Source organism: Methylopila sp. 73B, from assembly GCF_000526315.1.
In the GTDB taxonomy this organism is placed as follows: Bacteria; Pseudomonadota; Alphaproteobacteria; order Rhizobiales; family Methylopilaceae; genus Methylopila.
Map to the genome: position 1 here is coordinate 381246 of NZ_JAFV01000001.1, position 25616 is coordinate 406861.

34 protein-coding genes and 1 pseudogene are annotated in these 25616 nt (G+C 60.2%); 30 read left to right on the forward strand and 5 right to left on the reverse strand.

What is annotated here, in order from left to right:
• Positions 1-9: 9 nt before the first annotated feature.
• The 3 genes from K244_RS0101780 to K244_RS0101785 form a co-directional block, all read right to left on the reverse strand.
• Entirely contained in the window at positions 10-234 is a 225-nt protein-coding gene (locus tag K244_RS0101780) for a hypothetical protein (RefSeq protein WP_024816259.1), read from the reverse strand.
• A gap of 17 nt (positions 235-251) precedes the next feature.
• Complete coding sequence (locus tag K244_RS23345; protein ID WP_155931502.1) at positions 252-623, reverse strand: hypothetical protein; 372 nt, start codon at positions 621-623, stop codon at positions 252-254.
• A 67-nt stretch (positions 624-690) separates the two neighbouring features.
• Positions 691-1341, reverse strand: a complete 651-nt coding sequence (locus tag K244_RS0101785) for a hypothetical protein (RefSeq protein ID WP_155931504.1) — start codon at positions 1339-1341, stop codon at positions 691-693.
• Positions 1342-1527: 186 nt separating this feature from the next.
• Here K244_RS0101785 and K244_RS0101790 point away from each other — a divergent pair, with 186 nt between their 5' ends.
• Complete coding sequence (locus tag K244_RS0101790) at positions 1528-1707, forward strand: hypothetical protein (RefSeq protein ID WP_020184526.1); 180 nt, start codon at positions 1528-1530, stop codon at positions 1705-1707.
• 29 nt (positions 1708-1736) lie between these two features.
• Complete coding sequence (locus tag K244_RS23350) at positions 1737-1907, forward strand: hypothetical protein (protein ID WP_020184527.1); 171 nt, start codon at positions 1737-1739, stop codon at positions 1905-1907.
• Between the two features lie 222 nt (positions 1908-2129).
• On the opposite strand, the gene K244_RS23355 is transcribed toward K244_RS23350, so the two are convergent.
• Together K244_RS23355 and K244_RS23360 are read right to left on the reverse strand one after the other, a co-directional pair.
• A complete protein-coding gene (locus tag K244_RS23355) occupies positions 2130-3278 on the reverse strand; it encodes a pentapeptide repeat-containing protein (protein WP_155931506.1) in 1149 nt (382 codons plus the stop codon).
• Complete coding sequence (locus tag K244_RS23360) at positions 3256-4044, reverse strand: hypothetical protein (protein ID WP_197027134.1); 789 nt, start codon at positions 4042-4044, stop codon at positions 3256-3258. The genes K244_RS23355 and K244_RS23360 overlap by 23 nt, the downstream gene beginning before the upstream one ends.
• A 250-nt stretch (positions 4045-4294) precedes the next feature.
• Here K244_RS23360 and K244_RS22480 point away from each other — a divergent pair, with 250 nt between their 5' ends.
• From K244_RS22480 to K244_RS0101940, 28 genes and pseudogenes are all read left to right on the forward strand, one after another.
• Positions 4295-5185 carry a putative phage abortive infection protein gene (locus K244_RS22480; RefSeq protein ID WP_020184530.1) on the forward strand — a complete coding sequence of 297 codons (891 nt, stop codon included), beginning with the start codon at positions 4295-4297 and terminating at the stop codon, positions 5183-5185.
• 69 nt (positions 5186-5254) lie between these two features.
• Positions 5255-5596, forward strand: coding sequence for a hypothetical protein (locus K244_RS0101815; protein ID WP_020184531.1), 342 nt, complete (start codon positions 5255-5257; stop codon positions 5594-5596).
• Positions 5589-7337 carry a hypothetical protein gene (locus K244_RS23365; protein ID WP_155931510.1) on the forward strand — a complete coding sequence of 583 codons (1749 nt, stop codon included), beginning with the start codon at positions 5589-5591 and terminating at the stop codon, positions 7335-7337. The genes K244_RS0101815 and K244_RS23365 overlap by 8 nt, the downstream gene beginning before the upstream one ends.
• Entirely contained in the window at positions 7330-7818 is a 489-nt protein-coding gene (locus K244_RS0101825) for a hypothetical protein (protein ID WP_036305384.1), read from the forward strand. Before K244_RS23365 ends, K244_RS0101825 begins: the two co-directional genes overlap by 8 nt.
• Before the next feature lie 44 nt (positions 7819-7862).
• Positions 7863-8030, forward strand: coding sequence for a hypothetical protein (locus K244_RS24035; protein WP_020184534.1), 168 nt, complete (start codon positions 7863-7865; stop codon positions 8028-8030).
• Positions 8031-8034: 4 nt separating this feature from the next.
• Entirely contained in the window at positions 8035-8376 is a 342-nt protein-coding gene (locus K244_RS23370) for a hypothetical protein (RefSeq protein WP_155931514.1), read from the forward strand.
• Between the two features lie 262 nt (positions 8377-8638).
• On the forward strand, positions 8639-9193 hold the full coding sequence (locus K244_RS0101835; protein WP_155931516.1) for a hypothetical protein: 555 nt from the start codon (positions 8639-8641) through the stop codon (positions 9191-9193).
• The gene (locus K244_RS22485) at positions 9190-10551 is read left to right on the forward strand and encodes a terminase family protein (protein ID WP_020184536.1); all 1362 of its coding nucleotides are present in this window, start codon (positions 9190-9192) and stop codon (positions 10549-10551) included. Before K244_RS0101835 ends, K244_RS22485 begins: the two co-directional genes overlap by 4 nt.
• An 11-nt stretch (positions 10552-10562) precedes the next feature.
• On the forward strand, positions 10563-12011 hold the full coding sequence (locus K244_RS0101845) for a DUF4055 domain-containing protein (protein ID WP_024816261.1): 1449 nt from the start codon (positions 10563-10565) through the stop codon (positions 12009-12011).
• Positions 11998-13023: a hypothetical protein gene (locus K244_RS0101850; RefSeq protein ID WP_020184538.1), complete on the forward strand. Its 1026-nt coding sequence runs from the start codon at positions 11998-12000 to the stop codon at positions 13021-13023. Before K244_RS0101845 ends, K244_RS0101850 begins: the two co-directional genes overlap by 14 nt.
• A 92-nt stretch (positions 13024-13115) precedes the next feature.
• Positions 13116-13787: a hypothetical protein gene (locus K244_RS22490; protein ID WP_155931518.1), complete on the forward strand. Its 672-nt coding sequence runs from the start codon at positions 13116-13118 to the stop codon at positions 13785-13787.
• A 49-nt stretch (positions 13788-13836) separates the two neighbouring features.
• The gene (locus K244_RS0101860) at positions 13837-14790 is read left to right on the forward strand and encodes a major capsid protein (protein ID WP_020184540.1); all 954 of its coding nucleotides are present in this window, start codon (positions 13837-13839) and stop codon (positions 14788-14790) included.
• A 14-nt stretch (positions 14791-14804) separates the two neighbouring features.
• The gene (locus K244_RS0101865) at positions 14805-15167 is read left to right on the forward strand and encodes a hypothetical protein (RefSeq protein WP_020184541.1); all 363 of its coding nucleotides are present in this window, start codon (positions 14805-14807) and stop codon (positions 15165-15167) included.
• Positions 15168-15656, forward strand: coding sequence for a DnaT-like ssDNA-binding protein (locus K244_RS0101870; RefSeq protein ID WP_020184542.1), 489 nt, complete (start codon positions 15168-15170; stop codon positions 15654-15656). It abuts the gene before it with no gap.
• Positions 15653-16039: a hypothetical protein gene (locus K244_RS0101875; protein WP_020184543.1), complete on the forward strand. Its 387-nt coding sequence runs from the start codon at positions 15653-15655 to the stop codon at positions 16037-16039. Before K244_RS0101870 ends, K244_RS0101875 begins: the two co-directional genes overlap by 4 nt.
• Positions 16039-16488, forward strand: coding sequence for a hypothetical protein (locus tag K244_RS0101880; RefSeq protein WP_020184544.1), 450 nt, complete (start codon positions 16039-16041; stop codon positions 16486-16488). Before K244_RS0101875 ends, K244_RS0101880 begins: the two co-directional genes overlap by 1 nt.
• Positions 16478-16885: a DUF3168 domain-containing protein gene (locus tag K244_RS0101885; protein ID WP_020184545.1), complete on the forward strand. Its 408-nt coding sequence runs from the start codon at positions 16478-16480 to the stop codon at positions 16883-16885. Before K244_RS0101880 ends, K244_RS0101885 begins: the two co-directional genes overlap by 11 nt.
• A gap of 56 nt (positions 16886-16941) precedes the next feature.
• Positions 16942-17124 carry a hypothetical protein gene (locus K244_RS23375; RefSeq protein WP_197027135.1) on the forward strand — a complete coding sequence of 61 codons (183 nt, stop codon included), beginning with the start codon at positions 16942-16944 and terminating at the stop codon, positions 17122-17124.
• Between the two features lie 66 nt (positions 17125-17190).
• Positions 17191-17592 carry a phage major tail protein, TP901-1 family gene (locus K244_RS0101890; RefSeq protein ID WP_036305389.1) on the forward strand — a complete coding sequence of 134 codons (402 nt, stop codon included), beginning with the start codon at positions 17191-17193 and terminating at the stop codon, positions 17590-17592.
• A 10-nt stretch (positions 17593-17602) separates the two neighbouring features.
• Positions 17603-17941, forward strand: coding sequence for a GTA-gp10 family protein (locus K244_RS0101895; RefSeq protein ID WP_197027136.1), 339 nt, complete (start codon positions 17603-17605; stop codon positions 17939-17941).
• 17 nt (positions 17942-17958) lie between these two features.
• Positions 17959-18147: pseudogene (locus K244_RS0101900) on the forward strand (phage tail assembly chaperone); the annotation flags it as partial.
• Positions 18148-18150: 3 nt separating this feature from the next.
• Positions 18151-20268 (forward strand): tape measure protein, encoded by a 2118-nt coding sequence (locus K244_RS0101905; protein ID WP_020184549.1) that lies wholly within the window; start codon positions 18151-18153, stop codon positions 20266-20268.
• Positions 20265-21053, forward strand: coding sequence for a hypothetical protein (locus tag K244_RS0101910; RefSeq protein WP_020184550.1), 789 nt, complete (start codon positions 20265-20267; stop codon positions 21051-21053). The genes K244_RS0101905 and K244_RS0101910 overlap by 4 nt, the downstream gene beginning before the upstream one ends.
• Positions 21050-22798 carry a hypothetical protein gene (locus tag K244_RS0101915; RefSeq protein ID WP_020184551.1) on the forward strand — a complete coding sequence of 583 codons (1749 nt, stop codon included), beginning with the start codon at positions 21050-21052 and terminating at the stop codon, positions 22796-22798. Before K244_RS0101910 ends, K244_RS0101915 begins: the two co-directional genes overlap by 4 nt.
• Before the next feature lie 25 nt (positions 22799-22823).
• Entirely contained in the window at positions 22824-23342 is a 519-nt protein-coding gene (locus K244_RS0101920) for a hypothetical protein (protein WP_020184552.1), read from the forward strand.
• Entirely contained in the window at positions 23342-24328 is a 987-nt protein-coding gene (locus K244_RS0101925; protein ID WP_020184553.1) for a hypothetical protein, read from the forward strand. Before K244_RS0101920 ends, K244_RS0101925 begins: the two co-directional genes overlap by 1 nt.
• Before the next feature lie 335 nt (positions 24329-24663).
• Entirely contained in the window at positions 24664-25020 is a 357-nt protein-coding gene (locus K244_RS0101935; protein WP_020184554.1) for a hypothetical protein, read from the forward strand.
• A complete protein-coding gene (locus tag K244_RS0101940) occupies positions 25017-25604 on the forward strand; it encodes a glycosyl hydrolase 108 family protein (protein ID WP_020184555.1) in 588 nt (195 codons plus the stop codon). The genes K244_RS0101935 and K244_RS0101940 overlap by 4 nt, the downstream gene beginning before the upstream one ends.
• The last annotated feature ends 12 nt before the right edge of the window (positions 25605-25616 follow it).

Consider the following 25616-nt stretch of genomic DNA (forward strand, 5'->3'; position numbering starts at 1 on the left):
GTATCGCCGTCACCGCACCTTCAGAACGCTGAGCTGGTCGTTCTCGAACTGCTGCGTGAGGCCCTTCGCTAGTCCGGCCGCCTCAGCGCGCGCAATTGCCTGGCGGATGCGGTTGGAGAACTGCTGGCGGGTACCGTGTTCCTCCGGCCGGTAAGGCAGAACCAATGGCTTGCCGAAGCGGATGCCGGAAAAATCGTATTTGCGTGACCGTGCTGGCGTTTTCGTCCGTTTCATAAACTCCGTTAAACTTCCTACTTCGTGGTTTTCTCGCGCTCGAACACGAGGCTTTGGGTTGGTTCAAGGCCGTGATCGTGAATCACGCGCAGCCATTTATCTACCTGTCCCCAATCAATAACTGCAGATACTTTTTCAGTAAAGCATTCTGGAGGTAAATCAGCTTCACTGTATCCCCATTGGCGCTTAAGCCATGCGGGCGTAAACGGCTCGCGCTTCAGCCGCGATACCCAGCCGTTATAGGATATGGAGATCTCGCCGGTGGCCGACTGGCGCTTCAGAAGCTCTGCGCGTAACGGGACGGCGATAGCTTTGGCCTCCTCCTCAATACGTTTATGCGCGGCAATTATGCCGATCAGCATTTCATCATCTAGCTCGCTCAAGTCCACATACGGGCCTCCTGTTGGTTTGAATCAAAAGGCCGCCGGTTCGCGACGGCCTGCGCCTTCCGCCTCGTTAGAAGGGAATATCGTCGTCCCCGACCGGCGGAGGATTGCGGTCGCCAAAGCTATCGACCGGCTGGCTCGGTGAGGAACCGAAGCGGTTCTGATATTCTTCGGACTTCGAGATGTAATCCTGAAGGCCTTTGCTCAGGCTCTCAAAAATTACCTGGTCCCAGGGATCGATCTCGAACAGGGTCGCCTGGTTCGCCAGCCGCGGCGTCTCGATGGACTTCAGCTTCGGCGTGATGCCGGTGATGTTGGCGAACGTCTTCCCCTTCACGCTGGTCACGTGCTGGATCGTCACCATGCAGGGGGCAGCGATCAGCTTGCTGATGTCGAAACCCTCCAGCTCGTCGTCGGTGAACGGACGGCCGCGCCAGCTCTGGAGGAACGGGCGCAGCTTGCTCTTCTCGCCGAGGCTGAGGGTGAATTTCTGCTGCACCACGTGCGGGCGGCCATCTTCCATGTAGCCGCTGCCGTCGCCGATCTGGTTCTCGCCGTGAAGCTCGAAGCCGATGATGACCTGCCGCTTTTGCTGGACGCCGTACTGGCCGTCTACCGTCTGCGTGCCGCAGTCGATCACCTTATGGCAGATGGCCGCAAACTGGCCTTCCGGCGCTAGTTGAAAATCCCCGTTGCCGGACTGTTTGGCGATAATAGCCATTTCATTGTCTTTCACTCGTTTCTAATAAGGCCGGTAGACCGCTTTCGTCGCTATTGAATGGCGACAGGGATTATAAGGACATAACTATTATCATGGGGCAAGTACAAAATGTATAAATACACGTTGACATAGTAATAATGGCGGCTCATAATTCCTTTATCACCAATAACCAGAAAGGAATAAGAGATGGCCGTTTACACCCCTAACAAGCAAATGTGGGTCCGCACTGATCCGCATGAAGTGACGCTGATGGACATGCTGCGGATTGCCGTTCTGTCACCGGCTCCTCGCTTTGTGCAGGTCGCGCTGGCGGTGGTCGGTGGATTGGGATTCGCCGCTCTTATCCTGAACAGCATACCTGCCTAAACAAGGTCATTCTCGGGCAGGCGATCATCATGCCCCGCAGCACCACCAAGCTGGGCGTGGAGGAGATGACACGCTTCCTGGAGGCCATAGAGGCGCTGGCGATGGACCTGGAGGTCCGCCTGCCGCCCTCTGCCGATTACGCCCACGCCATGGGTTTAGATAAACGAACGAAAGCCGAAAGCCACGGAGATGCCGACTGAGTGGCAGCCTTTTGAGCTGGCTCCGAAGGACGGCAGGCGGTTCCTGGCAGCGAGGAAGTGCGAGGGACCGAACCACGTCGGCCAGTGGATCGTCCGGGTTTGCAGCTATGCTTATTCCCGCCGGAGAGATGCCGTCGTACTGAAGGGCTGGGACCTCGGCAGCGCTACAGTAGTTGAGCCGACGCCGTGCGCGTCGTTCGACATGCCCACCTAAGGGGGCGCTTACCTTTCGCTATCGCTATCTGAGCCGAATATACGATTGATAACAAGTTCTCGCAGAAAACTGACCGATTTGCCACGGCAGTCATCGATTGCTTCGATCAGTGAGGGGTGCATAACGACACCGCCTCCCTCGTACTTGCGCAATCGCTTTATAAAATTGTCGATATCATGTGCATCGAGAATATTACGCGGGAATATGAACGAAAACGGCGCTATTCCGTCGATCGTAGGCCTACGCCTCGGTGCTAAACGTTCTGGCAAAAACTGGCGCAGAAGCTGCGAAGGGCTCAGGATGACGAACCGAATGGGGCGCGGGTACTCTCTTAGTCGAGCCCAAGTTTCTCTTGAAAATGGGGGAAACCCAGAGAACATGCATATGATGTAGCCATCCGCTTTCGTAACCTGCTCAACACTCGATATAATATCATCAGCCAAGTCCTGCCGTAGCGAGCTGCGTTGGCCTCGAAAATGCGCTCGCGCAGGCCGATTTAGTAATTCCTCTCCTCGGTCAGTAAGGCCATCCTGTGAGAAGTTATGCGTTCCAACGATGACATCTCCCTCAAGCAGATTTGCAAAAATCTTATCGCAATCAATTCCTGAAAGCTGCCTCTGGGCGAAGCTAATCTGTTGAGTCCGGTATACAATAAGACGTGTAGGACCAGACCGGCGAGTGCCAATTTCAATCCGATCCGTAATGATCTCACAGAGCAATGATTCAGTGTTGCGCGTGGCAATGTCCTGCTCAAGAATTGAGTCATAGCCGGCGGCTATAAGCCGCTCATCGAAAACGCGCGATACAATATTCTCCGGTACCTCGGTAGCTATGTGGAACCGCTCTATCATCTGGCGCAGTGCAACCTTCTGCCCAGCTACAAGCATTCCATCGCGATCGAAGTCGGGAAGTCTTGTCTGAACGTCGATATCCGCGCCTGTCGTTATGACAGCTGCGGTCACTCGCGAGAGGTTTGCACCGCGCAGATCACATCGGGTTAGATCGAGTATCGGTGTTTGGAGTTCACCGAAATCGACGCCGCGGAAATCACAGCCGCGAAGGTCCTGAGAAGGGTCTAATTTCGCTAAAGCTAGCAGGTCCTGAAAGCTTGCGTCTTTCGCTTCTAAAATGCGGTCAATCTGCTCTATGGGGTTCATCTTCGAGCTTCTCATAAGAGATGGAGCAGGTTGCCAGAACGATCTCGCCCGACCCACGATTCGCTGTTGTTGGATTAAGCTCCCGTAGATGCTTGGCAATCAGGGCCCGGATGACGCTCGAATGATTTGCCGAAAGGCGGAACAGTCTTAGATTGCTACTCCCATCGTCAGCCGGAACGACTTCCATGTCCTTGGGAAAGCACTTAAGAACGCCGGACACGCTGCCTTTTTGCTCAAGGTAATTAATTTTGCAAAAATGATCTTTGCTTTTATATGAACCCTCTAAACGACGATCTCTGTAGTCGCAAACACGCCACTTAGATCCGGGCAGGCGGAGAAAAACATTATCGACTTCAGGCGCTGTTTCCTTGAAGCCGGAGTTATTGGATCTCTTATGCTCGCTTCCCGTAGACCCCTTTAATTCACCCGCGGGCGTAGGACCGAGCATCGTGCTACGGACCCCGGCTGATCCCCCGAGTTCCTTCTTGGAGCTGCCTTCCGACGAAGATCCGAAGCTACGCTCGGTGGAGCGTTCGCGGGTTTCAGGTACTGCCTGACTGCCCACATGATCGTCCCGATCGATCTCGCAGCCCGACGTTTCCAAATGAATGTAAGCGGTACGAACGCTGACCTCGTATTCCTTGCTCCAGTCATGAGCGAGGATGCGATGCTGGCCAAAGCGCGCGGCGAGGCCGAGTAAGAAATCCGAAGAGGTTTTCGACTGCGTGGCGAAGATGTCCAGCTCGCCTATCTCGCTAGGCTGCATGAACGCCTCGTCGCGACTGAACTTACGATTCGGCATGCGGCGACACCCAAGGTTGAGCGGGGCAATGCTACCACCCTAATGCCAGCTAGTGGTAGGCGTCCTGTGATTGTTATCCTCCCTCGGCGCTGCGCGCGTACTTGAGCGAGTTACGATTCGCCCGGTACCCACGTACAAGCTGAGGGAGCGGGGTGTGAGCGTGTGGCCGAACTGGTTACAGGAACTGCGTCATAGGTGTTTTCAAAGGAAGCAAATGGCTGCGGCCCAGAGTGTCGACGAGCAGGATGAGGCTGTTGAGACAACCTTCACTCGCACGGAAGCCCGGATCATATGGCTGACGAAAGCCGCGTGGGTCGCCATCGGCGCGATGTCGGTTTTCATGGTGTTGGGAACGCAGGTCGACCTCAACTGGGCTGACTGGGGACCAGCTGGGGATTTTGCGGGCGGCATTCTGAATCCGATCTTGACGTTTTGCACCTTCTTGATCGTCGTTTCGACTATAACAGTGCAGATGCGTGAGCTGCAGCTTTCGCGGGAAGAGCTGCGCCTCTCAAGGGAGGAGATCAAACTCACTCGCGCTGAGGCGGCTCGCTCCGCTGAGGCCTTGGAGCAGCAGGTTAAAGCTGTCAAAAGACAGAGCTTCGAGGCAACGTTCTTTCAGATGCTGACGCTGTTTGCGAATATCGTAAAGGACATAGAGGTTCCCGATGGCAATGGCAAAACGGCAAGAGGACAGCAGGCCATACAAGCGTGCGCGCACAAGCTAGGTAGAATAACCGATAATTACACACGAAACGTGCCTGAACGAGTTAGGGTTGCTACTCTTCAAGCGTCCTATGAGGATTTCTGGTCGGACCGGCGTCAGCAACTAGGCCATTATTTTCGGTATCTTGAGACTTTTATCCGTTTCGTGGATGAGGCAGATAAGATCGACAGCCAAAAGTACGTCGACATCCTAAAGGCGCACTTTTCAGACTACGAGATGGTCCTTATTTTCTACAATGCGCTGGCCCATGATCCGAAGGCCTACCGGATGTATATAAAAAAGTATGGTTTAATCGAGCGCGTCCCCCGGGCGCTCCTTTTTGACAGGGAGGACATGACACTAATGGACATTATCCTGAGCACCACCAGCGTTCGATGACGGACCTTTTAACGTCTTGCCAGACATGATGTATAGAGGCACAATCCCCGCATAAAGAAAGCGCGGGGATTGCCGGCCGGTATCTATCCACTGAAAGTCGAACAGGGTGCGGACTTCACGCGCTCCCCGGTTTTCAAAACTGCTGATGAAACCCCCCGCGACTTCACCGGCTGCACCGTCCGGATGCAGGTACGCGCGCTCAAAGCCTCCTCCAGCGTTCTTCTGACCCCCGATGTCGAGATTACGGCACCGGGAACCGTCTTCATCGGCATTAGCGCCGCGCAAACCGCGCTCCTGCCCGGCGACGGCAGCGCGGTCTATGACCTCGAACTCGTCCGCCCCGATGGCACGGTGGAGCGGTTGCTGCAGGGCAGCGTCACCATCGACGGGAACGTCACTCGCGATGAGTAGCGTATACATCACCGAGGAACCGCGGCCGCTCGTTGAGGTAGTCGAGGAAGTGGTGACCGTCACCGTTCTCGCTGGCGGACCTCCGGGTCCTCGTGGAGCCAAGGGCGATCCGGGAGAGCCCGGACACGACGGGCCGAGCGACCACGGCCTATTGGACGGCCTGGGTGACGACGATCACCCGCAATACCTGACGGCGGGGCGCGGGGATGCGCGATATGCGCCGACCGTCCACACACATGTCTCGACCGACATCGCCGACTTCAACGCGGCAGTCGATGTGCGGGCCGCCTTGAAGGTCGATGCGCTAGTCGGTTCAGCGCCGGGAAGCCTCGATACGCTGCAGGAGATCGCGGACGCCCTGGGCGACGATCCCAACTTCGCCGGCACCATCATTGGCCAATTGGGCGGAAAGGTCGGCAAGGCCGACGTAACCGGCGTCCTGAAAGGCGACGGAACGACTGTTTCAGCCGCTCCTGTGACGGGCACCGGCGCGGTGGTTCAGGACAACAGTCCGACGCTGGTCACGCCCAACATCGGGGTCGCTACGGCGGACTTTCTGAACGTCGTCGCAGCGGTCGGCGTCATAGGAGCGATCAACCGGCTCAACCTGCACGCCACAACATACGGCTTCGGAATTTCCTCAAACCGAATGAGCGCCGTGGTTCCTTCGACTGCGGTCACGGCATTTTACAGCGGGACGACGCTCGCGGGGCAGTTCGGCAGCACTGGGCTCAACAACAGTCCGATCGGGGCCACAACGCCAGCCACGGGTCGGTTCACCAATCTGACGGCTACCGGCACAACGACGCTCGCTACATCCCTGTACGGGGCACTCACGGCCACAGCCGGGGTGGTTTCAGCCAACCCGACGTTTGAGGCCGTCGTCTTCACGGCCAGCGGCACCTTCACCAAGTCGAATTACCCCTGGGCGAAGCGTGCCTATGTCGTCGTCTCAGGCGGCGGCGGTGGTGGGGGAAGTGGCTCAATCGGCGATGCAACGGCCGCCCGTGTTGCAGGGGCAGGTGGTGCTCCTGGTGTCGTGAGCGATAGGTGGTTCAGCATGGATCAGCTGCCCAGCACCGTGCCTGTGACTGTCGGGGCAGGGGGTAGCGGTGGCCCGTCAGTGACCTCGACGGGAGCGGCGGTCGCTGGCGTAGCCGGTTCGGCCGGTAATTCCTCGTCATTCGGCGACCTGCTGAACGCCATTGGTGGCGATCCTGGCAATGGCGGACCTGTGCCAGCTGCCACCGCCGCGGCCGGCGCTTTACGAAACCCAGGAATCTCGACTGCCTACTACACAGCCGCCGGTGGGGCCGCTGCATCGTCAGGTACGAACGGGGCAGCTGGTGGCCGGTCCGCCATGGGCGGTGGCGGCGGTGGTGCTGGTGGTGGGACGGTGAGCGGCTCTGGTGCCTCGCGTGCGGGAGGGCAGGGCGGTGGCATCCATGCGCTGGCGAGCGGTATCACCGCCGTTGGCGGGGGTGGTGCCGCGGGTGCGGTTGGCAGTTCCTACATGGGCGGCGACGGCGCGAGCCATACGGGCGCAAACGATCCTTATTTCGGAGAGGGCGGCGGCGGGGGAACGTCGAACTCCGCGGGTTTGCCAGGTCACGGCGGCAATGGTGGCGCTCCAAGCGGCGGTGGAGGCGGCGGTGCAGCTACCGTCTATCCCGGCGGAACATCGACAGGAGCTGGCGGAAGCGGCGCGCGTGGGGAAGTGGTGGTGTTTCTCTATGCCTGACGCCCAGCGCTTTGCAGTCGTGGTAGATGGCCTCGTGGACAACGTGGTCATGTGGGACGGGGAATCCGAGTGGACCCCGCAGCACGGCAAGGCCTGGCGCTGCCCTCAGCGTGTCGCCGCCGGATGGCTGTGCAGCGGCGAGGGGCAGTTTACTCAGCCGCCCGGTGTACCCGCCGGAGCGACCAAGGACGACTCCCGGCATTGGGTGAAGGTCTGTGAAGCCGCGCTGACCATACAGACGGGCATTTCGATTCTTGCCGGCACCCAAACGCGAATCCTGACGCTCGCGCCGGAGGACGGTAAGGACGACTTCTCCGTGGGAGACATTGTTTTTCTCGCCGCCAAAGGTCTGCCGACCGGCTGGATCATGAGCGACGGCTACACTGTGAAGGCCAAAAACCAGATCGAGGTGCGCTTTCAAACCCCTCTTATTCTGGCTGGAACCTATACCGTGCCTTTCACAGCCCTCCGCTGGCAGTAAGCAATGGGCTTGCACGAAACACCTTTGCGCCCCATGCTGGGTATATGAAAACCCTCGGCTCTATTCTATTCTACGGTCCGCTTTATGCTTTGGCGGGCTTTATCATGCTGGTTCTGGCAATCCTCGCCTACCGCGGCCATTGGGACGCATTCGTCGTCGTGGGGATTATCCCGGCCATGGTCCTCGGCCGGCGGATGATGCGCACCGCCTGATGCCATGCACTTCACGTGGCACGCCAAACAGCGTTTCAAGGAGCGCTTCGGGCGTGAACTGCCGCGTGATGAAGAGCGGGCGATCTGCGCCAGCCTCGCGCTAGATGCCTGCGGCCTCCCTGCCGGCGGAACTGCGGAATACGCAATCCGCGTTACCCAGCCATCCGGGGAAGTGCTCCGCGCCTGGCTGAAGGTGAGTACCGGCCCTTCTGGCTGCGTCATCACGATATTCCGGCCGGGCCACAGCAAGAAGCGGGCACGGGACAAGAAGGTAAAGCCGCCAAGCTTCTCAGATGCGCTGCTCGCAAACCGAAAGCAGAAGTATATCAGGCTTGCCAAATGCTAATACCGGCAGCATCCTATCCTTATGCCTCTCAAAGTCGTCCCTATTACGTGCCAGCAATGCGAAGATGTGCAGGAAATCGCACAACAGGTTTGGGACAAGGCGCAGTCGGGGGAACTCCGCGGGCTGGCGGTTATAGGTCTGACAGCTGACGGTTGCATATCGACCCGCTTCACCATGGGGGATGCCAGTCACGCCTTTGGCGGACTCTTAGCGGGAACACAGGTGCTCGCACACCGGATTCTGACCGAGACAGATTGAACGAATGAAAGCGAAGGTTATGCCTGGGGGGCGACCGACCAAGTATTCACCGAAACTGGCTGCGGCCCTGTGTGCGGACATAGCCTACTGCCCTGAGGCTGAAAAGGGGCTGAAGGTGCATGAGGCCTGCGCGAAACACGGCTGCTCTGTGTCATCGTTCTTTTTGTGGCTGGTGGAATATCAAGAGTTTTCGGAAGCCTACGCGCACGCACGCGAAGCCCGTTTTGAGCAGCTGGCTGAAGAAACCCTCGTTATACCTGACGCAATTCCGGACACGGCCTATTGGGAGCTGGCGGATGGCCGCAAGGTGCCAAGCCTGCAGGGGCTGGAAGATGACGAGACGAAAGGTGCCAAGCTCAAGTTTCTGAGCAAGGAAGTGGTGATGAAGGCGCAGCTGCAGGTGCTGTCGCGCCAATGGTATTTGGAAAAGCTGGCTCCGCACCGCTTCGGCAAGAAAGTTGCCCTGGAGCATGCCGGGAAAGACGGCGGGCCGATCAAGTCCGAATCCACCGTCCAGTTCTACATGCCCGACAATCAGCGGGATGCTCCGTCTGAGTGATTATCCGGCCGCACCCGGGTCCGCAGGAAGCGTTCCTCTCCACCGCGGCTGACATCGCAATCTACGGGGGGGCAGCTGGCGGGGGTAAGACCTGGGCTCTCCTGATGGAGCCGGTCCGGCACATCGGCAATCCCAACTTCGGCGCTGTGTTCTTCCGGCGCGAGACACCGCAGATCACGAACCAAGGCGGTCTGTGGGACGAAAGCCAGAAGATCTACCCGCACCTCAAAGCGCGTTCGATTGAACAGCCGTATCAGTGGAAGTTCCCATCTGGTGCCAAGGTGACGATGACGCACCTGCAGCACGAGAACGACGTGCTGAACTGGCAGGGCTCGCAGATCCCGCTCATTCTTTTCGATGAGCTGACGCACTTCACCCGCAAGCAATTCTTCTACATGCTCAGCCGGAACCGCTCGACGTGCGGCGTCCGGCCGTACATCCGCGCCACCACCAACCCTGATCCCGACAGCTTCCTCTATGACAGCACGGGCAAGGGGCTTGGGCTGATTGACTGGTGGATTGGACCTGACGGCCTGCCCATCCCGGAGCGGTCCGGCGTCATCCGCTGGTTCGTGGTCATAAACGACACGCTGCGGTGGGCGGACAGCCGGCGGGCTCTGGTGGAGGAATACGGGGAAGACGCAGAGCCCAAGAGCCTGACGTTCATTTCCTCGAAGCTGACCGACAACAAGATCCTGATGGAGGCCGACCCCGGCTACCTGGCGAACCTGAAGGCGCAGACAGAGGAACAGCAGCAGCGCCTCCTGCACGGCAACTGGAAGTTCAAGGCCGAAGGCGGCCTGGTGAAGCGTAAGCACCTGCGGCACCTGAAGCCTGGCGAGCCGCGGCCGGACATGGTGCGCATCGTCGTGGCCATCGACCCGTCCGTAACCGCCAACAGCGCGAGTGCGGAGTGCGGTATCACCGTCCAGGGCAAGGGTGTGGATGGCCTGGGCTACCTCATCGACGACCTGAGCGGTGTCCTGAGCCCTGCCGAGTGGGCAAACCGTGCCGTCAACGCCTACCGGCATTATCAGGCCGACGCCATCGTGGCTGAGGTGAACAACGGCGGGGATCTGGTCGAGCGGAACATCAAGGCCGTCGATCATGGCGTGAACTACAAGGCGGTGCGCGCCACACGGGGCAAAATCATCCGTCTGGAACCGATTGCCGCCTTTTACGAGCGCGGACAGATCGTCCACTGCCAGCACTTCGATAAGCTGGAGGGGCAGCTGTGCAGCTACAACCCCGAAATAATGGATAAAAGCCCCGACCGCATGGATGCGGCTGTTTGGGGCTTTACGGAACTGCTACTATCAGGGAATAATGCGCAACAGATTAAACTGAGAGGTTTATAGAAAGCAGCTTTATGCCGGTTGATACCACGCATGCCCTCTACGACAAGTACGGTCCGACATGGGCAAAAATGCGTGATGTGGTTGCCGGGCATGACGCCATCCAAAAGGGTGGCGAGAAATACCTGCCAAAGCTGAGCGACCAGGAAGAGGACGAGTATAAGATATACCGTGAGCGGGCCACATTCTTCGGCGCGACCGGCCGGGTGGTCGATGCGTTGAGCGGTATGGTGTTCCGCAAGAAGCCCGACATCGAAGACGCCAAATCGATCAAGCCCATGCTGGACGACATGACCCTTTCAGGGGTGCCGTTCGATCAATTCGCAGAGCAGCTGATTGAGGAGGTGCTGACGGTCACGCGCACCGGCGTTCTGGTCGACCACCCTCAGGTGCAGCGGCAGGATGGGGAGGTCATCACCCTGCAGCGTGCCGAGAAGATGGGCTATCGGGCCTACGCGACCATTTACAAGACAGAGGACATCATCAACTGGCGCATGACGCGCCGTGGTGGCCGCTCCATCCTCGGTCTCGTGGTTCTGCGGGAGGTCGCCGAGACGGTGAAGGCTGGCGACCTCTTCGCCCTGGAGTGCAGCGTGCAGTACCGTGTCCTGCAGCTGGACGAGAGCGGCTTATACACCCAAAGCCTCTACACGGCCGGTGCGAACAACCAGCTGGTCGAGGAAGTCATCGGCTATCCGCTGGTCAACGGTAAGCCGCTGGACGAAATCCCCTTCACGTTCTTCGGTGCGCAGGGGAATGAGCCGGACCCGGAACAGCCGGCGCTGTACGACCTGGCTGTGGTCAACATCAGCCACTATCGCAAGACGGCCGACTACGAGCACGGCCTGCACTTCACCGGCTTGCCCACTGCCGTCATCAGCGGCGTGAGCGCCACGGACACCACGTATTCCATCGGGTCGGCCAAGGCGTGGGTCTTCAGCGATGCGAACGCCAAGGCGGTGTATCTGGAGTTCACGGGGCAAGGCCTCGAAACCATGCGCAAGGCCATTCAGGACGATGAGCTGAAGATGGCCGCGCTGGGTGCCCGCATGCTTTCGCCGGACAAGAAGGCGGTCGAGACAGACGAGGCCATGAGCAACAAGCGCTCGGGTGAAACCGGGTCACTTGCCTCGATGGCCAACGCGGTGAGCCGGGGCCTGACCCGCGTGCTCGGTCAGATGGCGCTGTGGGCGGGCTCGTCTGAAAAGCCGAAAGTTCGGCTGAACACCGACTTCAACCCCGGCGATATCAGCCCGCAAGCGATCACCGCCCTGCTGAGCGCGGTTGTGGCCGGCAAGCTGAGCGCCGAAAGCTTCTACGAGGCGCTGGTGAAGGGGGAAGTCATCAGCGGCAACCGCACCTTCAGCGAGGAACAGGCACAGATTGACGACGATCCCGACCTGGCTGGGCAGCCGGTGAAGGCGGCGAACGACGACGGGGCTGCCGTGAGTGCCGCGGCCTAATGAGGATCTAGCCGAAGCGCTGCGCATCCGCCTGCTGGCGCTGCTGCGGCATCAGGTGACGGTCCACACCGAGATCGAGCGCTACCTCACCGCTCTGGACAAGGCCATAGCGGCACAAATCATTGAGTTCGCCCCAACGTCGGTCACCCATGAGGTTTACCGGCAGGAGAGGCTGGCAAAGCTGCTGGCGGCCGTTGCTGCGCAGGTTTCGGCTTCGTACCGGGACATCCGGCGCTACCACGTCAACGAAATGGCCGATCTGGCGCAGGTGGAAGCCCTGTACCTGACACGGCAGGTCAACGAGGTTGTCGGCCGGGATCTGCTCGCCTTCGCGCTCCCTGCCGCCGAAGCTGTGGGCCTCGTCCGGTCCACGCTCGTCTCCGGCGCGCCCATGGCGGACTGGTGGGAGGGGCAGTCGGTCGCCGCTCGGGATGCCTTCAACCAGATGATGCGCATTGGCGTGCTGGGCGGGGAATCCGACGCGGATCTCATCAAGCGCGTTCGCGGAACCCGCGAGATGGCTTTCAAGGACGGCCTGGTGGAAGTCTCCCGTCGCCGGGCCAAGCTGCTCGTGCGCGGTGCCAGCAGCGCCATCACCGGGGCAGTCCGCAAGAAGGCGGTGGAGGACAACCCGCGCGTCTTCCGGGGAATTCAGCAGATCAGCGTGCTCGATGGCCGTACCTCTCACACCTGCATCTCGTATGCCGGGAAGGTCTGGACCGTTCCTGATTACAAGCCGGTGGGTCACAAGCTGCCGTACAACGGCGGAACCCCGCGCCACCCTGGCTGTCGGTCAACCGAAATCGCCGTGCTGCAGGAGAAGTGGGGCGGTGCGCCGGCGGATGATATGGACTTCGACACGTTCCTGTCCGGCAAGTCTCCGGAGTTCACAGACCAGCTTTTAGGGAAAGGCCGGGCGGAGCTGTACCGCGCCGGTAAGATAACCCTGGCCGATCTGGTGGACCAACGCGGCCGACCTTTAACGCTCGAACAGCTTAAAGCCAGTCATTGACAGGCGCTAAACCTTAACCCCATGATGGTGTCAGGTAAGTTTTCCTTATTGGGAGGATGCTGGGCCGGTTAATCGAGATGGGGTCTTGATGAGTGAATATCGACGTAAATGCACCAGAGTTTCAGGAAGCGGTGAAAACCGCGACACAAGCCCAAGTGGCGGAGCTGCTTGAAAAGGAAACGAAGGGTCTCAAGGAAAGCCGCGATGCGGTGCTCCGCGAGAAGAAGCAGCTTGAAGATCGCTTCAAGGATGTCGATCCTGACGAATACCGGACGCTGAAGACCAGTAAGCGGAACGCCGAAGACAAAGATAGCGACCCGATCAAGCTGCGCGAGCGGATTGAAGCCGAGTTTGCGCCCAAGCTGACTGCCGCTGAAAAGCGTGCGGAGGAGCTGGAAGCCAAGCTGAACGCGAACATTGTTGACGGCAGCCTGACCACGGCACTGACCGAGGCGGGCGTTGCCCCTGAGTTTATTCGTGCGGTGAAGGCGGACTTCCGCGGTAGCCGCAAGATCGAAGTCACCGAAGGCGGGGCCTTGGTGGATGGCAAACCTGTGACCGACTACGTCAAGGCGTGGGCGGCTTCAGATGAGGCAAAACCCTTTATCGCTGCAGCCAACAATCAAGGTGGTGGCAGTAAAGGTGGCGCAGGTGGCGGGGCTACCGGCAAAAAAGCGGCAGATATGACTGCCAAGGAGAAAGCCGCTTACATCGGTCAACACGGTGCAGAGGCATTTAAAAACAAGGTTGATAATGAAAGATAAATAGTTGGCAACGACTGTTATTACCGATACCCGCCCATATGACGTGCTCATGGCGACCGCGTTCTATGAGCGCATCACCCAAAACACGAACGCGTTCAATGCCGCCTCAAACGGCGCGCTGCGCCTTCTGAACCAGGGCCTGACCGGCGACTACGAGAAGCAGGCGTTCTTCAAGAACGTGTCCGGCATGACCCGCCGCGATGACACCAGCGTCGCCTCCGTCACTGCGATCAAGCTGACGATGGATGAAAACATCAGCGTCAAGGTCAAGCGCAAGTTCGGCCCGATTGACGCGACCCGCGACAGCTTCCGCAGTATGGGTATGGACCCTGACGAAGCTGCCGTGCTGGCCGGTCAGCAAATGGCCGACGAAACCCGGCAGGAAATGCTGAACACCACTGTAGCTGCTCTGACGGCTGCGATGGCTGGCCAGTCCGACATCGTTTACGACGCTGCCGCGATCGCCTCCGGGGTGACTGCAAATATTCTAAACCACGCCAACATGAACAAGGCCCTCGCCAAGCTCGGTGATGCCTCGTCCAACGTGAAGCTGTGGGTCATGAACGGCGCGTCCTATCACGCCCTGATCGGCAACTCGCTGAGCGACATGACGTTCAACGACAGTGGGATCTCCATCTACAACGGTGGTGCCCCGACCCTGGGTCGCCCGGTTCTCGTGACCGACATCCCGGCGCTGAACATCTCCACCACCGGCTACAACATCCTGGGCCTCCAAGATGCTGCCGCAATGATGAAGGTGTCGGAAGATCCCGAGGCTGTCGTTGAGACCGTTACCGGCCTCGAAAACCTTGTGACCCGGTTCCAAGGTGAGAGCGCCTACAACATCCAGCTCAAGGGCTTCAAGTGGGACATCACCAACGGTGCCCGCAACCCGTCTGCTGCTGCTGTTGCGACCGGCACCAACTGGGATAGCAACGTCACCAGCTTCAAGAGCCTGCCCGGCGTCTTGCTGAAGGTGGACATCACCGCTAACGCCTCCTAAGGAAAGCTATATTCGTGAGTAAAGTTGTTTTCTATCACCACGGCAGCCACCCCAATAAGGTTGATGCCGAGCTGCTGAAGGACGCGGGAGTACGCGTCCCCGGCCGCAACGCCGAAGCCTTCAAGGCGAACGAGATCGAGGACGTTGAAATCGTCCTCGTGGATGGCGGCGACCGCGATGCCGAGATCCGCCAAGCGTATCAGGGCAAGGCCGACGTAATCCCTGTGGCCGACTATGTGGCCAAGATGCGCGAGAAGTCCGGCCAGAAGGTCCCGGATGGCAGCGATAAGGGAAAGTTCGACCCTGACGCCCCTGCCAAGCCGGTTGAATCCACCACTCAGCCGCCGGCCGAAAAGACCGACAAGAAAGCCAAGTAATTGGCCCTTCTGGTCGGCACCGACACCTACGCCACCTTGGCTGAGGCGGACGCCTACCTGTCCTCCCGCGGAGTGTCTGCGTGGGATGGTGCTTACCCACCCGCCAAGGAGGCGGCATTGATTGAGGCTACGGCCTTTCTCGATGCCGCTTTCGCATGGGCGGGCAAGATTGAAGATACCGCGCAGGCGCTGTCATGGCCCCGCATCTGTGTGAAGGACCGGGAGGGCCGCACGCTCTCAGGCATCCCGGTGGCGGTGAAGAACGCGGCGATTGAGCTGGCGGCGCTGGCCGTGGGCGGCCGGCTGAGCGCGATGGCTTTGCAGGACAACGGCGGGGCGATCAAGAGCGAGGAAATCGGCGACGTGCGGGTGCAGTACGACACCGCCACGATCCGCCCGGCCAACTTCGATTATGTCGAGATGCTGCTGCGCGGGCTCGGCACCTTGCGCTCCAAGACAAACGCGACGGTGAAGCTGCAGCGGGTATGAGCGGCGTGAACGCCCGCCTTGCTGAGCGCCTGCCGGAAATGCTCGAGCGCCACGGCTTCTCGGTCGATCTCCAGAAGCGCACTGCGCCTGCCGGCGGTGATTTCGCGGTGGGTTCCGGCACCTGGCGCAATCATGCCTGCGTAAAAGCCGTCTGGGACACGCCTGCCCGTGACCGCGAAGGGCTGGTGAGCGGCGGTCCTGCGGCGTCCACCACCCGCGCCATGACGATCGCCTATCGCGCCGACATGGACGTGCCTGGCGCGGCCCTGTCCTTCCGCGTGCTCAAGGGAGAGATGGTCTACGGGGTCGATTCCGTGGCCGTCATTGGCGACTGCGTGGGCCTGCGCCTCTACGTCTCGGAAGATACCGGGGTGGACGCCTGATGGCCGTCCGCGGTGCCTCCAGCCTCATTAGGAAGCTGTCGCAGCTGCCGGCCTCTTTGCAGGTGGGCATTCAGGACGCTTTGGAAGCCTCTGCCGCAGAGATGCACGGGTATGCCGTGCAGAAGATCCAGCGGAACAGTGGCGGGGGCCGAACCTACAAGCGCGGCGGCCGGACGCACACGGCATCGGCTCCGGGCGAGTTTCCCAACAGCGACTATGGCGAGCTGGTCAGTAAAATGCGGGCGAGCAAGGCAAGTCGGGATGGACAAGGCATAATCGCGACGTTCGGGGCTTATGACGTTAAGGCCAAATACCTGGAGTACGGCACCAGCCGGATGGCTGCGCGCCCCTTCATGCGGCCGACCTTCCGGCTCCTGAAGGCAAAGGCACAGGCACGGATCAAGCTGGCGGTAAACACGGCCCTGCGGAGGTACGCCAGTGGCCGATAGCGCCGTCGATCTCCTGCAGGCGGTGGTGGCCCGGCTCAAGGCCGAAGCCGGGATGTCGGCCTTCGTGAGTGACCGCGTGCATGGCGCAACGCCGCCTTCTCCGAAGTACCCCTTTGTGCTCGTCACGTCGGAAGCCCAGCCATTCGCGGCCGGTGACTTCAGCGGGATGCAGCATACGGTCCGCGTGCAGGCGTTCGCCCGAGAGAACAAGCCGGGCATGGTTCTGGCCATCCGCAAGCTGGCTTTCGCCGCACTGGACCGGCGGGAGGCGGACATAGCCATCGGTGGAGGTTTCGAGCTGGTGAGCCTGCAGTACGACGGCGTAGCTGATGACTTCCCTGAGGATGACGGGAATACCTGGCAATCCGTGATCGAATTTTCCGCCATTGTCACATAGCCATTGTCGGACCCTTTAACCTGTTAGAGGATTAAGGGGTAAAGAAAGCGATGAGCATGGCGAATGTCCGTATTAAAATGATCCGCAACCAAGTTGTCTCACCCGATGGCGTGAGTGTTTGCCACTATGAGGCCGATAAGGAATACACCGTTCCGGCTGAATTGGCCGATGTGCTGAAGCTACATGGCAATGCAGTGGATGCCACGACGAAATCCAAAGAGCCGGAAAAAGCGGTTTAGTTATTGCAGGCCATAGGCTTTTGCGCTTACCCTTTCAGCTAAGGAAAGGGTATTTACTTGGCACCAATGAAGGGGCGGGATGTCCTGCTCAAACTCAATACGGTAAGCACGACCTTTGTCACGGTCGGCGGTGCGCGTGAAGCCACCATTACCATCAATAACGAAGCGGTGGACGTTACCAGCTCGGACGATGCGGGTATTCGCAAGCTGCTGGAAGGCGCTGGCGTCAACTCCATCAGCGTCAAGATGTCGGGCGTCTACATTGACGACGCGCCTTCGACCGCCATCCGCTCGGCGGCGATGACGAACGCCCACAAGAAATTCCAGATCGTCATGCCGAAAACCTCCGGCACATACGTCTATGAAGGCCTCTTTATGATCGCCTCGCTGGAAGAGGCAGGCACCTACAATGGAATGATCACGTACAGCCTGACGCTCGAAAGCGCCGGGGCCGTAACGCTGACCTAAGGGGGTTATGATGGATAATCCCCGCAATGAGGTAAGTATCGAGCTAGCCGGAGAAACCCGCACAATGCGGGCGTCCTTCGCGGCAATCCGGAACATCGAGCGCGACCTTGGCAACATCCTGCCGCTGATCGACAAAATTGGTCAGGGGAACGTGGGTGTGGACCAGTGTGCCACCATCATCTTCTACGGGCTCAAGGGCTTTGATGACCACCGCTTGACCAAGGATGCGGTGGGTGAAGCCGTCATGGATAGAGGTCTGAGCGCGGTGATGCCGGCGGTCGTTGAGTTCGTCACCGGAACCCTGAAAGGGGTGGCCGTGGGAAAGCCTCAGCCGGAGGACAAGGCCTAAAGGCATTCCCGTGGGAGGACGTGATGATGTCCGCCCTCGGGGTTCTGCGCTGGCCACCCTCCGAGTTCTGGGCCAGCACCATGTTCGAATACAGCGTGGCTGTTAAAGGCTACCTGGCGGCCAAGGGGGTGAAGACTGAGGGCGGCATGACAAGGGAGGAATTCCTTGACCTGAAAGCCGCCGACGAGAAACGAAGGAAAGCTTGATATGTGGCGCAATCGCTTGACGCTCTGATTGTTGAGCTACGCGCAGACATAAAGGGCTTCCAAGCCTCGCTTGCTACCGCTACCGGCGACATTCAACGCTTCAGCGGTTCCTCCACAAAGCACATCGGCGGCATTCAGGCTGCAATCGAACGCGCCCGCATGGCGGTGGTGGCGTTCGGAGGTGCCTGGGCAGCCTTCAGCATCGGCAAGGGCATTATCGACGCGGGTGTGCAGGTGGAAGCCCTGCGCAACAAGATGATCGCCGCCACCGGCAGCACGACTGTCGCCGCAGACGCCCTGGCCTTTATCCGTGCGGAAGCTGACCGGCTCGGCCTTTCTATTCAGGTGGCCTCTGACGGCTTTGCCGGGTTTGCGGCGTCCTCCCTCCGCGCGGGCCTGACGCTGGACGAAACCAAGCAGATCTTCACCGGCGTCAGCGAGGCGGCAGTGTCCATGCGCCTCTCCGCGGAACAGACCGGGCTGGTGTTCAAGGCGCTCGAACAGATCGCGGGCAAGGGCACCGTGAGCATGGAAGAGCTGCGCGGCCAGCTTGGAGATTCCGGTCTCTCGGGCGCGTTTGAGATCGCTGCTAAGTCCATGGGAAAAACCACGGCCGAGTTTACCAAGATGGTTAGCAACGGAGAGGTGATGTCGGCGGACTTCCTTCCGAAGTTCGCGGCACAGATCCGCAAAGATCTTGGCGGCAGTGTCGAGGAAGCCAGCCAAGGCGCTCAGGCGGCGTTTAACCGGCTCGGCAACGCGTTCTTCGATCTTCAGACAAAGCTTGCTGCCAGCGGCTTGCTGGATGTGGTGGTCCGCTCCATCAAGGATCTCACCGACGCCTTGAATGACCCTGGCCTGATCTCGGGCCTGTCGTCGTTCGTCCAGTTGCTGAGCAACGTGCTGAATATCGCGCTGCGGGTGGCCGGCGCAATCGGCACCGCGGTCTCCGCCATCAACTCCGCTACCGAGGCGGTGGGCAATTCGATCTTCGGGGGCCTGTTCGGGAAGGAAGGCACTGACGCCATCAACAAGGCGCGTGGGGCACGCAATCAGGCGGCGGCGACGGTCGGGGCTACTCCTACTGCCGCACCTGTGGCGAGTTCCTACACGCTCGGGACCAAGGCGGTGGCCCTGCCTAACGCGGGAGCGGCACGGAAAGCAAAAACGGCTGCGGACCGGGCCGCGCGGGAGCGTGAAAGCCTCTCCGGCCGGGTCGATAGCGTCTATGCGGCCAACTCGAACGACACCGACCGCATGCGCCTGGCTTACGCGGAAGACCAGAAGATTCTGGAGGAGGCGCTAGAGAAGAAGGCCATCACGCAGCAGCGCTACAACGAGGTGATGTCGAGGATCGAGATCGAGTTCGACAAGAGCATGAACGACTACCGTGTGGACAAGTTCGGCACGGACATCGAGCAGGAGCAGGAGCGCTTTGAGGAGCGCAAGGAGCTGCTGCTACAGGGCCTCGATGACCGTCTCATCACCGTGCAGGAACACCATGAGCTGCTGGAGGAAGCGGAGCGCGAGCACAACGAGCGCATGCTTGAGCTGCAGAACCAGGCGAATGAAGACCGGCTGACAGAGGCGCAGCGGGGTCTGCAGGGCTTCCTCGGCGTACAGCTGGCATATCAGCAGAAATCCGCCGCACAGGAAGGCGCGAGCTTCCGGAATTCGCTGCAGCAGCTCGCGCAGCACAACAAGACAGCGTTCATGGTCGAGAAGGCTGCTGCCCTGGCACAGGCGCTGATCTCGGCGCGCCAGAGCGTGGTGGACGCCTACAAGTTCGGAAATAAGATCGGCGGGCCGGCGCTCGGGGCGACGTTCGCCGCGGTCGCTGCGGCTGCCCAGGCGGCGAACATCGCGGCTATTGCCTCAACGTCGTACGGCGGCGGAGGCGGCAGCGTGGGCGCGTCTGGTGGCGGCGGGGGTGGGTCGGGCGGAATGCCTTCACCGGCCGAAGCGGAGACCCCCAGCAAGGATGCCGTGCAGCGCTCGGTCTACATCACCGTGAACGGCGACGAAGATACGCTTTTGAGCAAGCGCACAGTGCGCAAGCTCATTGATCAGCTGAACGACGCCTTTGGCGATGGCTCCCAATTAAAGGTGGCTTTCGCATGAACATCGTAGCGGTCGGAAAACAGCTTTATAATGAGGGGCGGTCACGTATCGGGTATGATAACCTGCTGGAACAGGGAACCGTCGTAGCCTCCAGCGCGGAAGTTCAATACCCCGTAGAAAATGCCTTTGACTGGCGGACTGATGACTTCTTCAGACCCGCTTCGGCGGGGACCGTCACCATTACCCTGACGCTGCCGAAGGCCCGGCACGCCAGCTATTTCGCGTACTTCCAGCAGGATCTGTTCAAGAAGGGCGGCAGCCTGCGCCTGCAGCGCCTGGACGGCGCGAGCTGGGTCAACGTGGGTGACGGTATCGCCCCGGCCGACAACGCTCCCCGCATGCTGTTCTTCGACCCGGTGCCGGCCAAGCAGTGGCGCGTGGTGCTGACGTGCGACGAGGCTTTCAGCATCGGCGTGCTGGCCTTCGGGGAAGCCCTGCTGTTGCCTTACGGCATGTACCTGAACTGGACCCCGCCGGTGCTGGCGCGGGCCACGCGCACGCTGTCCAGCGTGTCAGAATCCGGCGCGTTTCTCGGCCGCAGCGTCATTGGGCAAGGCGTCAAAACCGACCTGATCCTGCAGGGCACGACGGACCAGTGGGTGCGGGATCACTGGCAGCCGTTTGTGGAGCACGCCGAGCGCAAGCCGTTCTTCTTCACGCCGGACGCACTGCAGCGGCCGGATGACTGCATGTTCGCCTGGGTGGAGGATGATCTGACGCCGCCCCGGCATTCCAACTACGGCTATATGGGAACCGCCCTGCGCCTGCGGGGGATGGTGGAGTGAGTGAAGGGGAGCTGCGCATCAGCGTCGGCCGCCGGCCGATAACCGTTGTCGAGCTGGATCTGGACACCTGCGCCAATGAATACGGCGTCGCGCCGTGCGCCGCGGTGCTGGGCCTGACCGGCACGCAAAAGTGCTTCAAGACGTTCAAGACGTGTCAGGACCCGCAGCACTTCTCCCGCACCACCAAAACCTACCGCTTTTGCTCGGCGGGCTCGCTGCTGCCGATCGGCGGCGACGTGATCTATCCCTGCATCACGGACGTGGACATTGCGGCGACCCAGCTCAATCCAAACGGGCTGTCCGTCTCCGCCTCTGTCACGATCTCCATGGCGGACTTCCCGCACCACGACCGGGGTGTAGACCCCTATGTGACCGAACGGCCTTACCAGCCAGAGGCGGTGGGTACGTTCTTCGGGAAGCTGCGCGCCCGCAACCCCTTCGTCATCAACCGGCCGATGCGGGTCAACACCGGCTACATTGACGACGACCGGGTAATCTACACCAGCACGCGCCTCTATTTCATCGACCGTTTCGAGGGGCCGGACGCAAACGGCCGCTTCAAGATCATCGGGAAGGACATCCTGCGGTTTGCCGATCAGGAAAAGGCCGAAGCCCCGAAAACCAGCCAAGGCGCTCTGTCGGCCGACATCACCAACGTGGCCACAAGCCTGACGCTCGTGCCCGCCGGCATCGGGGTGGAATACGGCGCGTCTGGCACCATTCGCATCGGGGACGAGCTGCTGACCTTCAGCGGCCGAAGTGGCGACACGCTGACCAGTCTGGTGCGCGGGGCACAGGGGACAGCCGCAGAGGCGCACAAGCTCAATGACAAGGTGCAGCTGGCCAAGGTCTACACCAACCGGCTGACCGTTTCGCAGATCCTCTACGAACTCCTGACCACCTATGCCGAGATTGACCCCGCTTACATTCCCCTGACCGACTGGCAGGCGGAGGAGGGGAATTGGCTTTCAAGCCTGACCAGCACGGTGACCCTGAGCGAGCCCACCGGCGTCAAAAAGCTGATCGAAGAAATCCTGGTCAGCACGGGATCGGCGCTCTGGTGGGATGAGAAAACCGCCAAGCTTCGGTTCAAGGTGCTGGTGCCGGTCCTTCCTGCCGGGCAGGTGCCGCAGCTCAATGAGGCCGACAACATTCTTGAGGGCTCGCTGCGGGTCAAAGATCTGGAGAAAGAGCGGATCAGCCGGGTAATTGTCTATTTCGGACAGATCAGCGCGGTGAAGGAGGTGCAGAAGGCCAACCTGCGATCCGTGGCCGCCGTGCTCGATGCGGTGGCGGAGGGCGAAGTCTCTTACGGCGTTGTGTCGAGCAAGGAGATTGCGACCCGGTGGCTGTCCACGGCCGCGCAGGGGACGGCTCTAGGAATGCGCATCCTGTCCCGGTACGGCGAGACACCGCGCGAGGTGACGTTCCGGCTCGATGCAAAGGACGAGCGCAGCACCGGCGACCTGATCGACCTGACCTCACGGCAGATTCAGAACGCCATGGGCGACCCGGCCACCACACGCTTCATCATCACTGAGGTGCGCGATGTCGAAGTCGGCACGCATCAGGAATATACCGCTTTGCAGATTAGCCAGACCGGCGGCGGTAAAGCCTTTCTGATTGCGCCGAACGATCTGCCGGACTGGTCCGCGGCTACGTCTACTCAGAAAGCCAAATACCTATTCGTAAGCAATAACGCCGGAGCAATGAGCGCCTTGCAAGCCGGTCCCGTTATCGCATAGGATGCCTTAAACGAAAGCGGGGTAATTGGCGGACTATTTTGAGATTGATGATGCTGAGGTTTCTCAGGACAAGCCTGCTAAACAAAGCATTTTTCAGCGCCTGCGGGATAACCTCGTAGCTGTCACAGAAGGGGCGGTAAACGCGCCTCGCATTGCGCTTAAGGCGGTGAGTATCGGAGCCTTCTCCGCCGCCAAGGATGCAAACCAGACAATCCCATCTTTAAACTCGGCAATCGTCACTTTCCAAACTGAGCAATTCGACACCAAGGGAAGTTATAGCCCCGGCGATGCGCAGAACGTCCCGACAAAGGCGGGTTATTACGAGTTCAAGCTGAACGCGACCTATACCGCTTCCGGCTCTCTCTCCATCCGAAAGAACGGCACGCCGCTGGTGACAGTCACCGGTGGCCAGGCGTCCGTCTCCGTTCTCGCCCAAGCGAACGGTAGCACTGACTACTTTGACGTGCTGGCAACCGCGGCCGGCGCGATCATGACGGTGAACGCAGGTGCTCTGTTCCAGGGCCACATGGTGGCGGGCTCCTGATGCAGAAGTTCTATCTCACCATCACCAGCAGCGCCTCAGGCGTTCTGGCCCCTTCACCGGGCGGCAAGCTCAGCATCTATGAGACAGGCACCACGACGCTGGCGGCCCTGTTCGAAGACGACGGCACCACTGCCAAGGCAAACCCGCTGACGGCCGACACCAACGGGCTGGTCCAATGCACGCTGGCCAACGGGAAGTATGACCTCAAAATCACCGTATCTGGCGTGGATCGCTGGATCTACGGCCTCTACGTCTATGACGGCACGGCGATCCAGCTCGACCTGGAAATGCCGACGCAGTTCACCGTCAATGGTCAGGCGGTGGAGTGGAAGACCGTCAACGCGAACCGCGGGCTATTCGGCCCAACGACGGGCACGCCGGATGTCCCGACCTTCCGCAGCATGGTGCCGGCGGACATGCCGAGCGCCACGACGAGCGCTCAAGGGGCTGTCCAGCTTGCAGACTTAGCCGCCATCGCATCGAAGACACCCGGCCGTGCAATCCCGGCGAACCTTTATGCCTCCGCTGTGCCGGACCTGATTATTGAGGATCAAAAGCCTCAAAATACGGGAGGCGGAGGAGCGGGTGGAACAAACACGACCCGTGTTCTGAATACCATTGTCCGGAATATCATCGGTGCGACCCTAGGGGGCAATCAATTCACGCTGCCAGCGGGCACTTACTACGCCGAAGCGTGGGGCATTGCCCAACTGCCTGGGACCTCTGGGGTCCCCTTTGCTCACCGCATTCAAAATCTCACTGACGGCATTACCGTTGGCGGCATCGGAGCGAGCGGTGGGGGTATGTCCGGTCAAGCACAATACGCCAGCAACCTGCCCGGTTTGGTAAATACGCCGACGCCGTTCGCTATCGTGTCGCCTAAAGCTTTCGCGCTTCAAATGAGTTCGGCCGGCGGGACCTATGGTAATGCCGCGGGGTATGGAACAGAAACCTATGCACAAGTCAAAGTATGGAAGCTGGCGTAATGGAGCATGCTGTTGGGTGCCATCACTTCGTGGACCCGCAAGGAAACTATATCGGCAGCTGGGTTGGATGCCCGCCGCCCGAGGGGAGCATTGAGGTTCCTTCGGAGCCGCTGCACCCGTCTCAGGTGTGGGACGGAAATAATTGGACTGGTGGTGAGGAGGAAATCGAACGGGAGCGCATGTTGCAGGAATTATGGGCGTTAGACGGCAAGCTTCCCAGATACGCGGAGCCCGCAATCACTGCGGAGAACGACGAATTTCTGTTCGCCATCAAGGAGCGTAAACGCCAACTCAGATCACAGCTGTATGGCGCGAGTTAGTGTCTGCGAGACGGTATGAGCAACGCCAACGACACCGCCCGTCTCACTCGCATAGAGAGCCTGCTTGATGAACTGGTCGGCACCGTTTCCTCCGGCTTCGGAGAGTTGAAGGGCGTCCCCCAGCGCCTGCAGGTGCTCGAAGCGGCCACAACGCGCATCGACACGACCATGGCGGCGCTAATCGGCACGACGACACGTCAGGAACTCAGAGCGGACGGCCTCGAAAAGCGGATCACCGACGTGGAGCGCATTCAGGCCACCAACCTGGCCCGCGTTGAGGGTGCCTGGTGGCTTAGCAGCAAGTTTGTGGCCGCGATCGGCGGAGCTGGTGGCGTGGGTGCCTTCGTGTCGTGGCTACTGAGCCGTCAATGACAACCGCCCGTGCCCGCGCCTACGCCCTGCAGCACATCATCATCCGCGAGCGCGGCTATTCCGACCGCGCAACCGACCGGGGCGGCAAGACGAAGGACGGGATCACTGAGCGCGTCGCCCGTGGGAAGCCCTGGTTCTACAAGGGCGACATGCGTGAGCTGCCGGACGAGCTGCGGGATCGCATCTACCTTACCGATTACTGGCACAGCCTGAACCTCGATGCGGTCGCCGCGGTCATGCCCGTGCTGGCGGTTGAGATCTGCGATGCCGGGGTGAATTGCGGAGTGTCCTCAGTCGGGCCGTGGCTCCAGCGGAGCCTGAACGCGTTGAACACTTACAACAAGAAGGCCGGGAAGTTCCTGTACGGCATGGATCTGAAGGTAGACGGCAAGATCGGTCCAGCCACCATTCGCCGTCTCGAACAGGTAAAGTCACACCGGGGCGCGGATGGGCAGCGCGTGCTGGTGGCCATGGTCGAAACCCTGCAGGGCAACCGCTACATGAACCTGGCCGACGACGTGACCCAGCGCGACTATACCTATGGCTGGTTCGTTAATCGGATTCTTGACGAGGTTCCGGCTTAGGAACATTCTGCT

Excerpts from the sequence above, each read along its gene's own strand:
- K244_RS0101780 (WP_024816259.1), bottom strand. The coding sequence starts at position 234 with ATGAAACGGACGAAAACGCCAGCACGGTCACGCAAATACGATTTTTCC.
- K244_RS0101785 (WP_155931504.1), bottom strand. The coding sequence starts at position 1,341 with ATGGCTATTATCGCCAAACAGTCCGGCAACGGGGATTTTCAACTAGCG.
- K244_RS0101790 (WP_020184526.1), top strand. The coding sequence starts at position 1,528 with ATGGCCGTTTACACCCCTAACAAGCAAATGTGGGTCCGCACTGATCCG.
- K244_RS23350 (WP_020184527.1), top strand. The coding sequence starts at position 1,737 with ATGCCCCGCAGCACCACCAAGCTGGGCGTGGAGGAGATGACACGCTTC.
- K244_RS23355 (WP_155931506.1), bottom strand. The coding sequence starts at position 3,278 with ATGAACCCCATAGAGCAGATTGACCGCATTTTAGAAGCGAAAGACGCA.
- K244_RS23360 (WP_197027134.1), bottom strand. The coding sequence starts at position 4,044 with ATGCAGCCTAGCGAGATAGGCGAGCTGGACATCTTCGCCACGCAGTCG.
- K244_RS22480 (WP_020184530.1), top strand. The coding sequence starts at position 4,295 with ATGGCTGCGGCCCAGAGTGTCGACGAGCAGGATGAGGCTGTTGAGACA.
- K244_RS23365 (WP_155931510.1), top strand. The coding sequence starts at position 5,589 with ATGAGTAGCGTATACATCACCGAGGAACCGCGGCCGCTCGTTGAGGTA.
- K244_RS0101825 (WP_036305384.1), top strand. The coding sequence starts at position 7,330 with ATGCCTGACGCCCAGCGCTTTGCAGTCGTGGTAGATGGCCTCGTGGAC.
- K244_RS24035 (WP_020184534.1), top strand. The coding sequence starts at position 7,863 with ATGAAAACCCTCGGCTCTATTCTATTCTACGGTCCGCTTTATGCTTTG.
- K244_RS23370 (WP_155931514.1), top strand. The coding sequence starts at position 8,035 with ATGCACTTCACGTGGCACGCCAAACAGCGTTTCAAGGAGCGCTTCGGG.
- K244_RS0101835 (WP_155931516.1), top strand. The coding sequence starts at position 8,639 with ATGAAAGCGAAGGTTATGCCTGGGGGGCGACCGACCAAGTATTCACCG.
- K244_RS0101845 (WP_024816261.1), top strand. The coding sequence starts at position 10,563 with ATGCCGGTTGATACCACGCATGCCCTCTACGACAAGTACGGTCCGACA.
- K244_RS0101860 (WP_020184540.1), top strand. The coding sequence starts at position 13,837 with ATGGCGACCGCGTTCTATGAGCGCATCACCCAAAACACGAACGCGTTC.
- K244_RS0101875 (WP_020184543.1), top strand. The coding sequence starts at position 15,653 with ATGAGCGGCGTGAACGCCCGCCTTGCTGAGCGCCTGCCGGAAATGCTC.
- K244_RS0101880 (WP_020184544.1), top strand. The coding sequence starts at position 16,039 with ATGGCCGTCCGCGGTGCCTCCAGCCTCATTAGGAAGCTGTCGCAGCTG.
- K244_RS23375 (WP_197027135.1), top strand. The coding sequence starts at position 16,942 with ATGGCGAATGTCCGTATTAAAATGATCCGCAACCAAGTTGTCTCACCC.
- K244_RS0101890 (WP_036305389.1), top strand. The coding sequence starts at position 17,191 with ATGAAGGGGCGGGATGTCCTGCTCAAACTCAATACGGTAAGCACGACC.
- K244_RS0101895 (WP_197027136.1), top strand. The coding sequence starts at position 17,603 with ATGGATAATCCCCGCAATGAGGTAAGTATCGAGCTAGCCGGAGAAACC.
- K244_RS0101910 (WP_020184550.1), top strand. The coding sequence starts at position 20,265 with ATGAACATCGTAGCGGTCGGAAAACAGCTTTATAATGAGGGGCGGTCA.
- K244_RS0101925 (WP_020184553.1), top strand. The coding sequence starts at position 23,342 with ATGCAGAAGTTCTATCTCACCATCACCAGCAGCGCCTCAGGCGTTCTG.
- K244_RS0101935 (WP_020184554.1), top strand. The coding sequence starts at position 24,664 with ATGAGCAACGCCAACGACACCGCCCGTCTCACTCGCATAGAGAGCCTG.
- K244_RS0101940 (WP_020184555.1), top strand. The coding sequence starts at position 25,017 with ATGACAACCGCCCGTGCCCGCGCCTACGCCCTGCAGCACATCATCATC.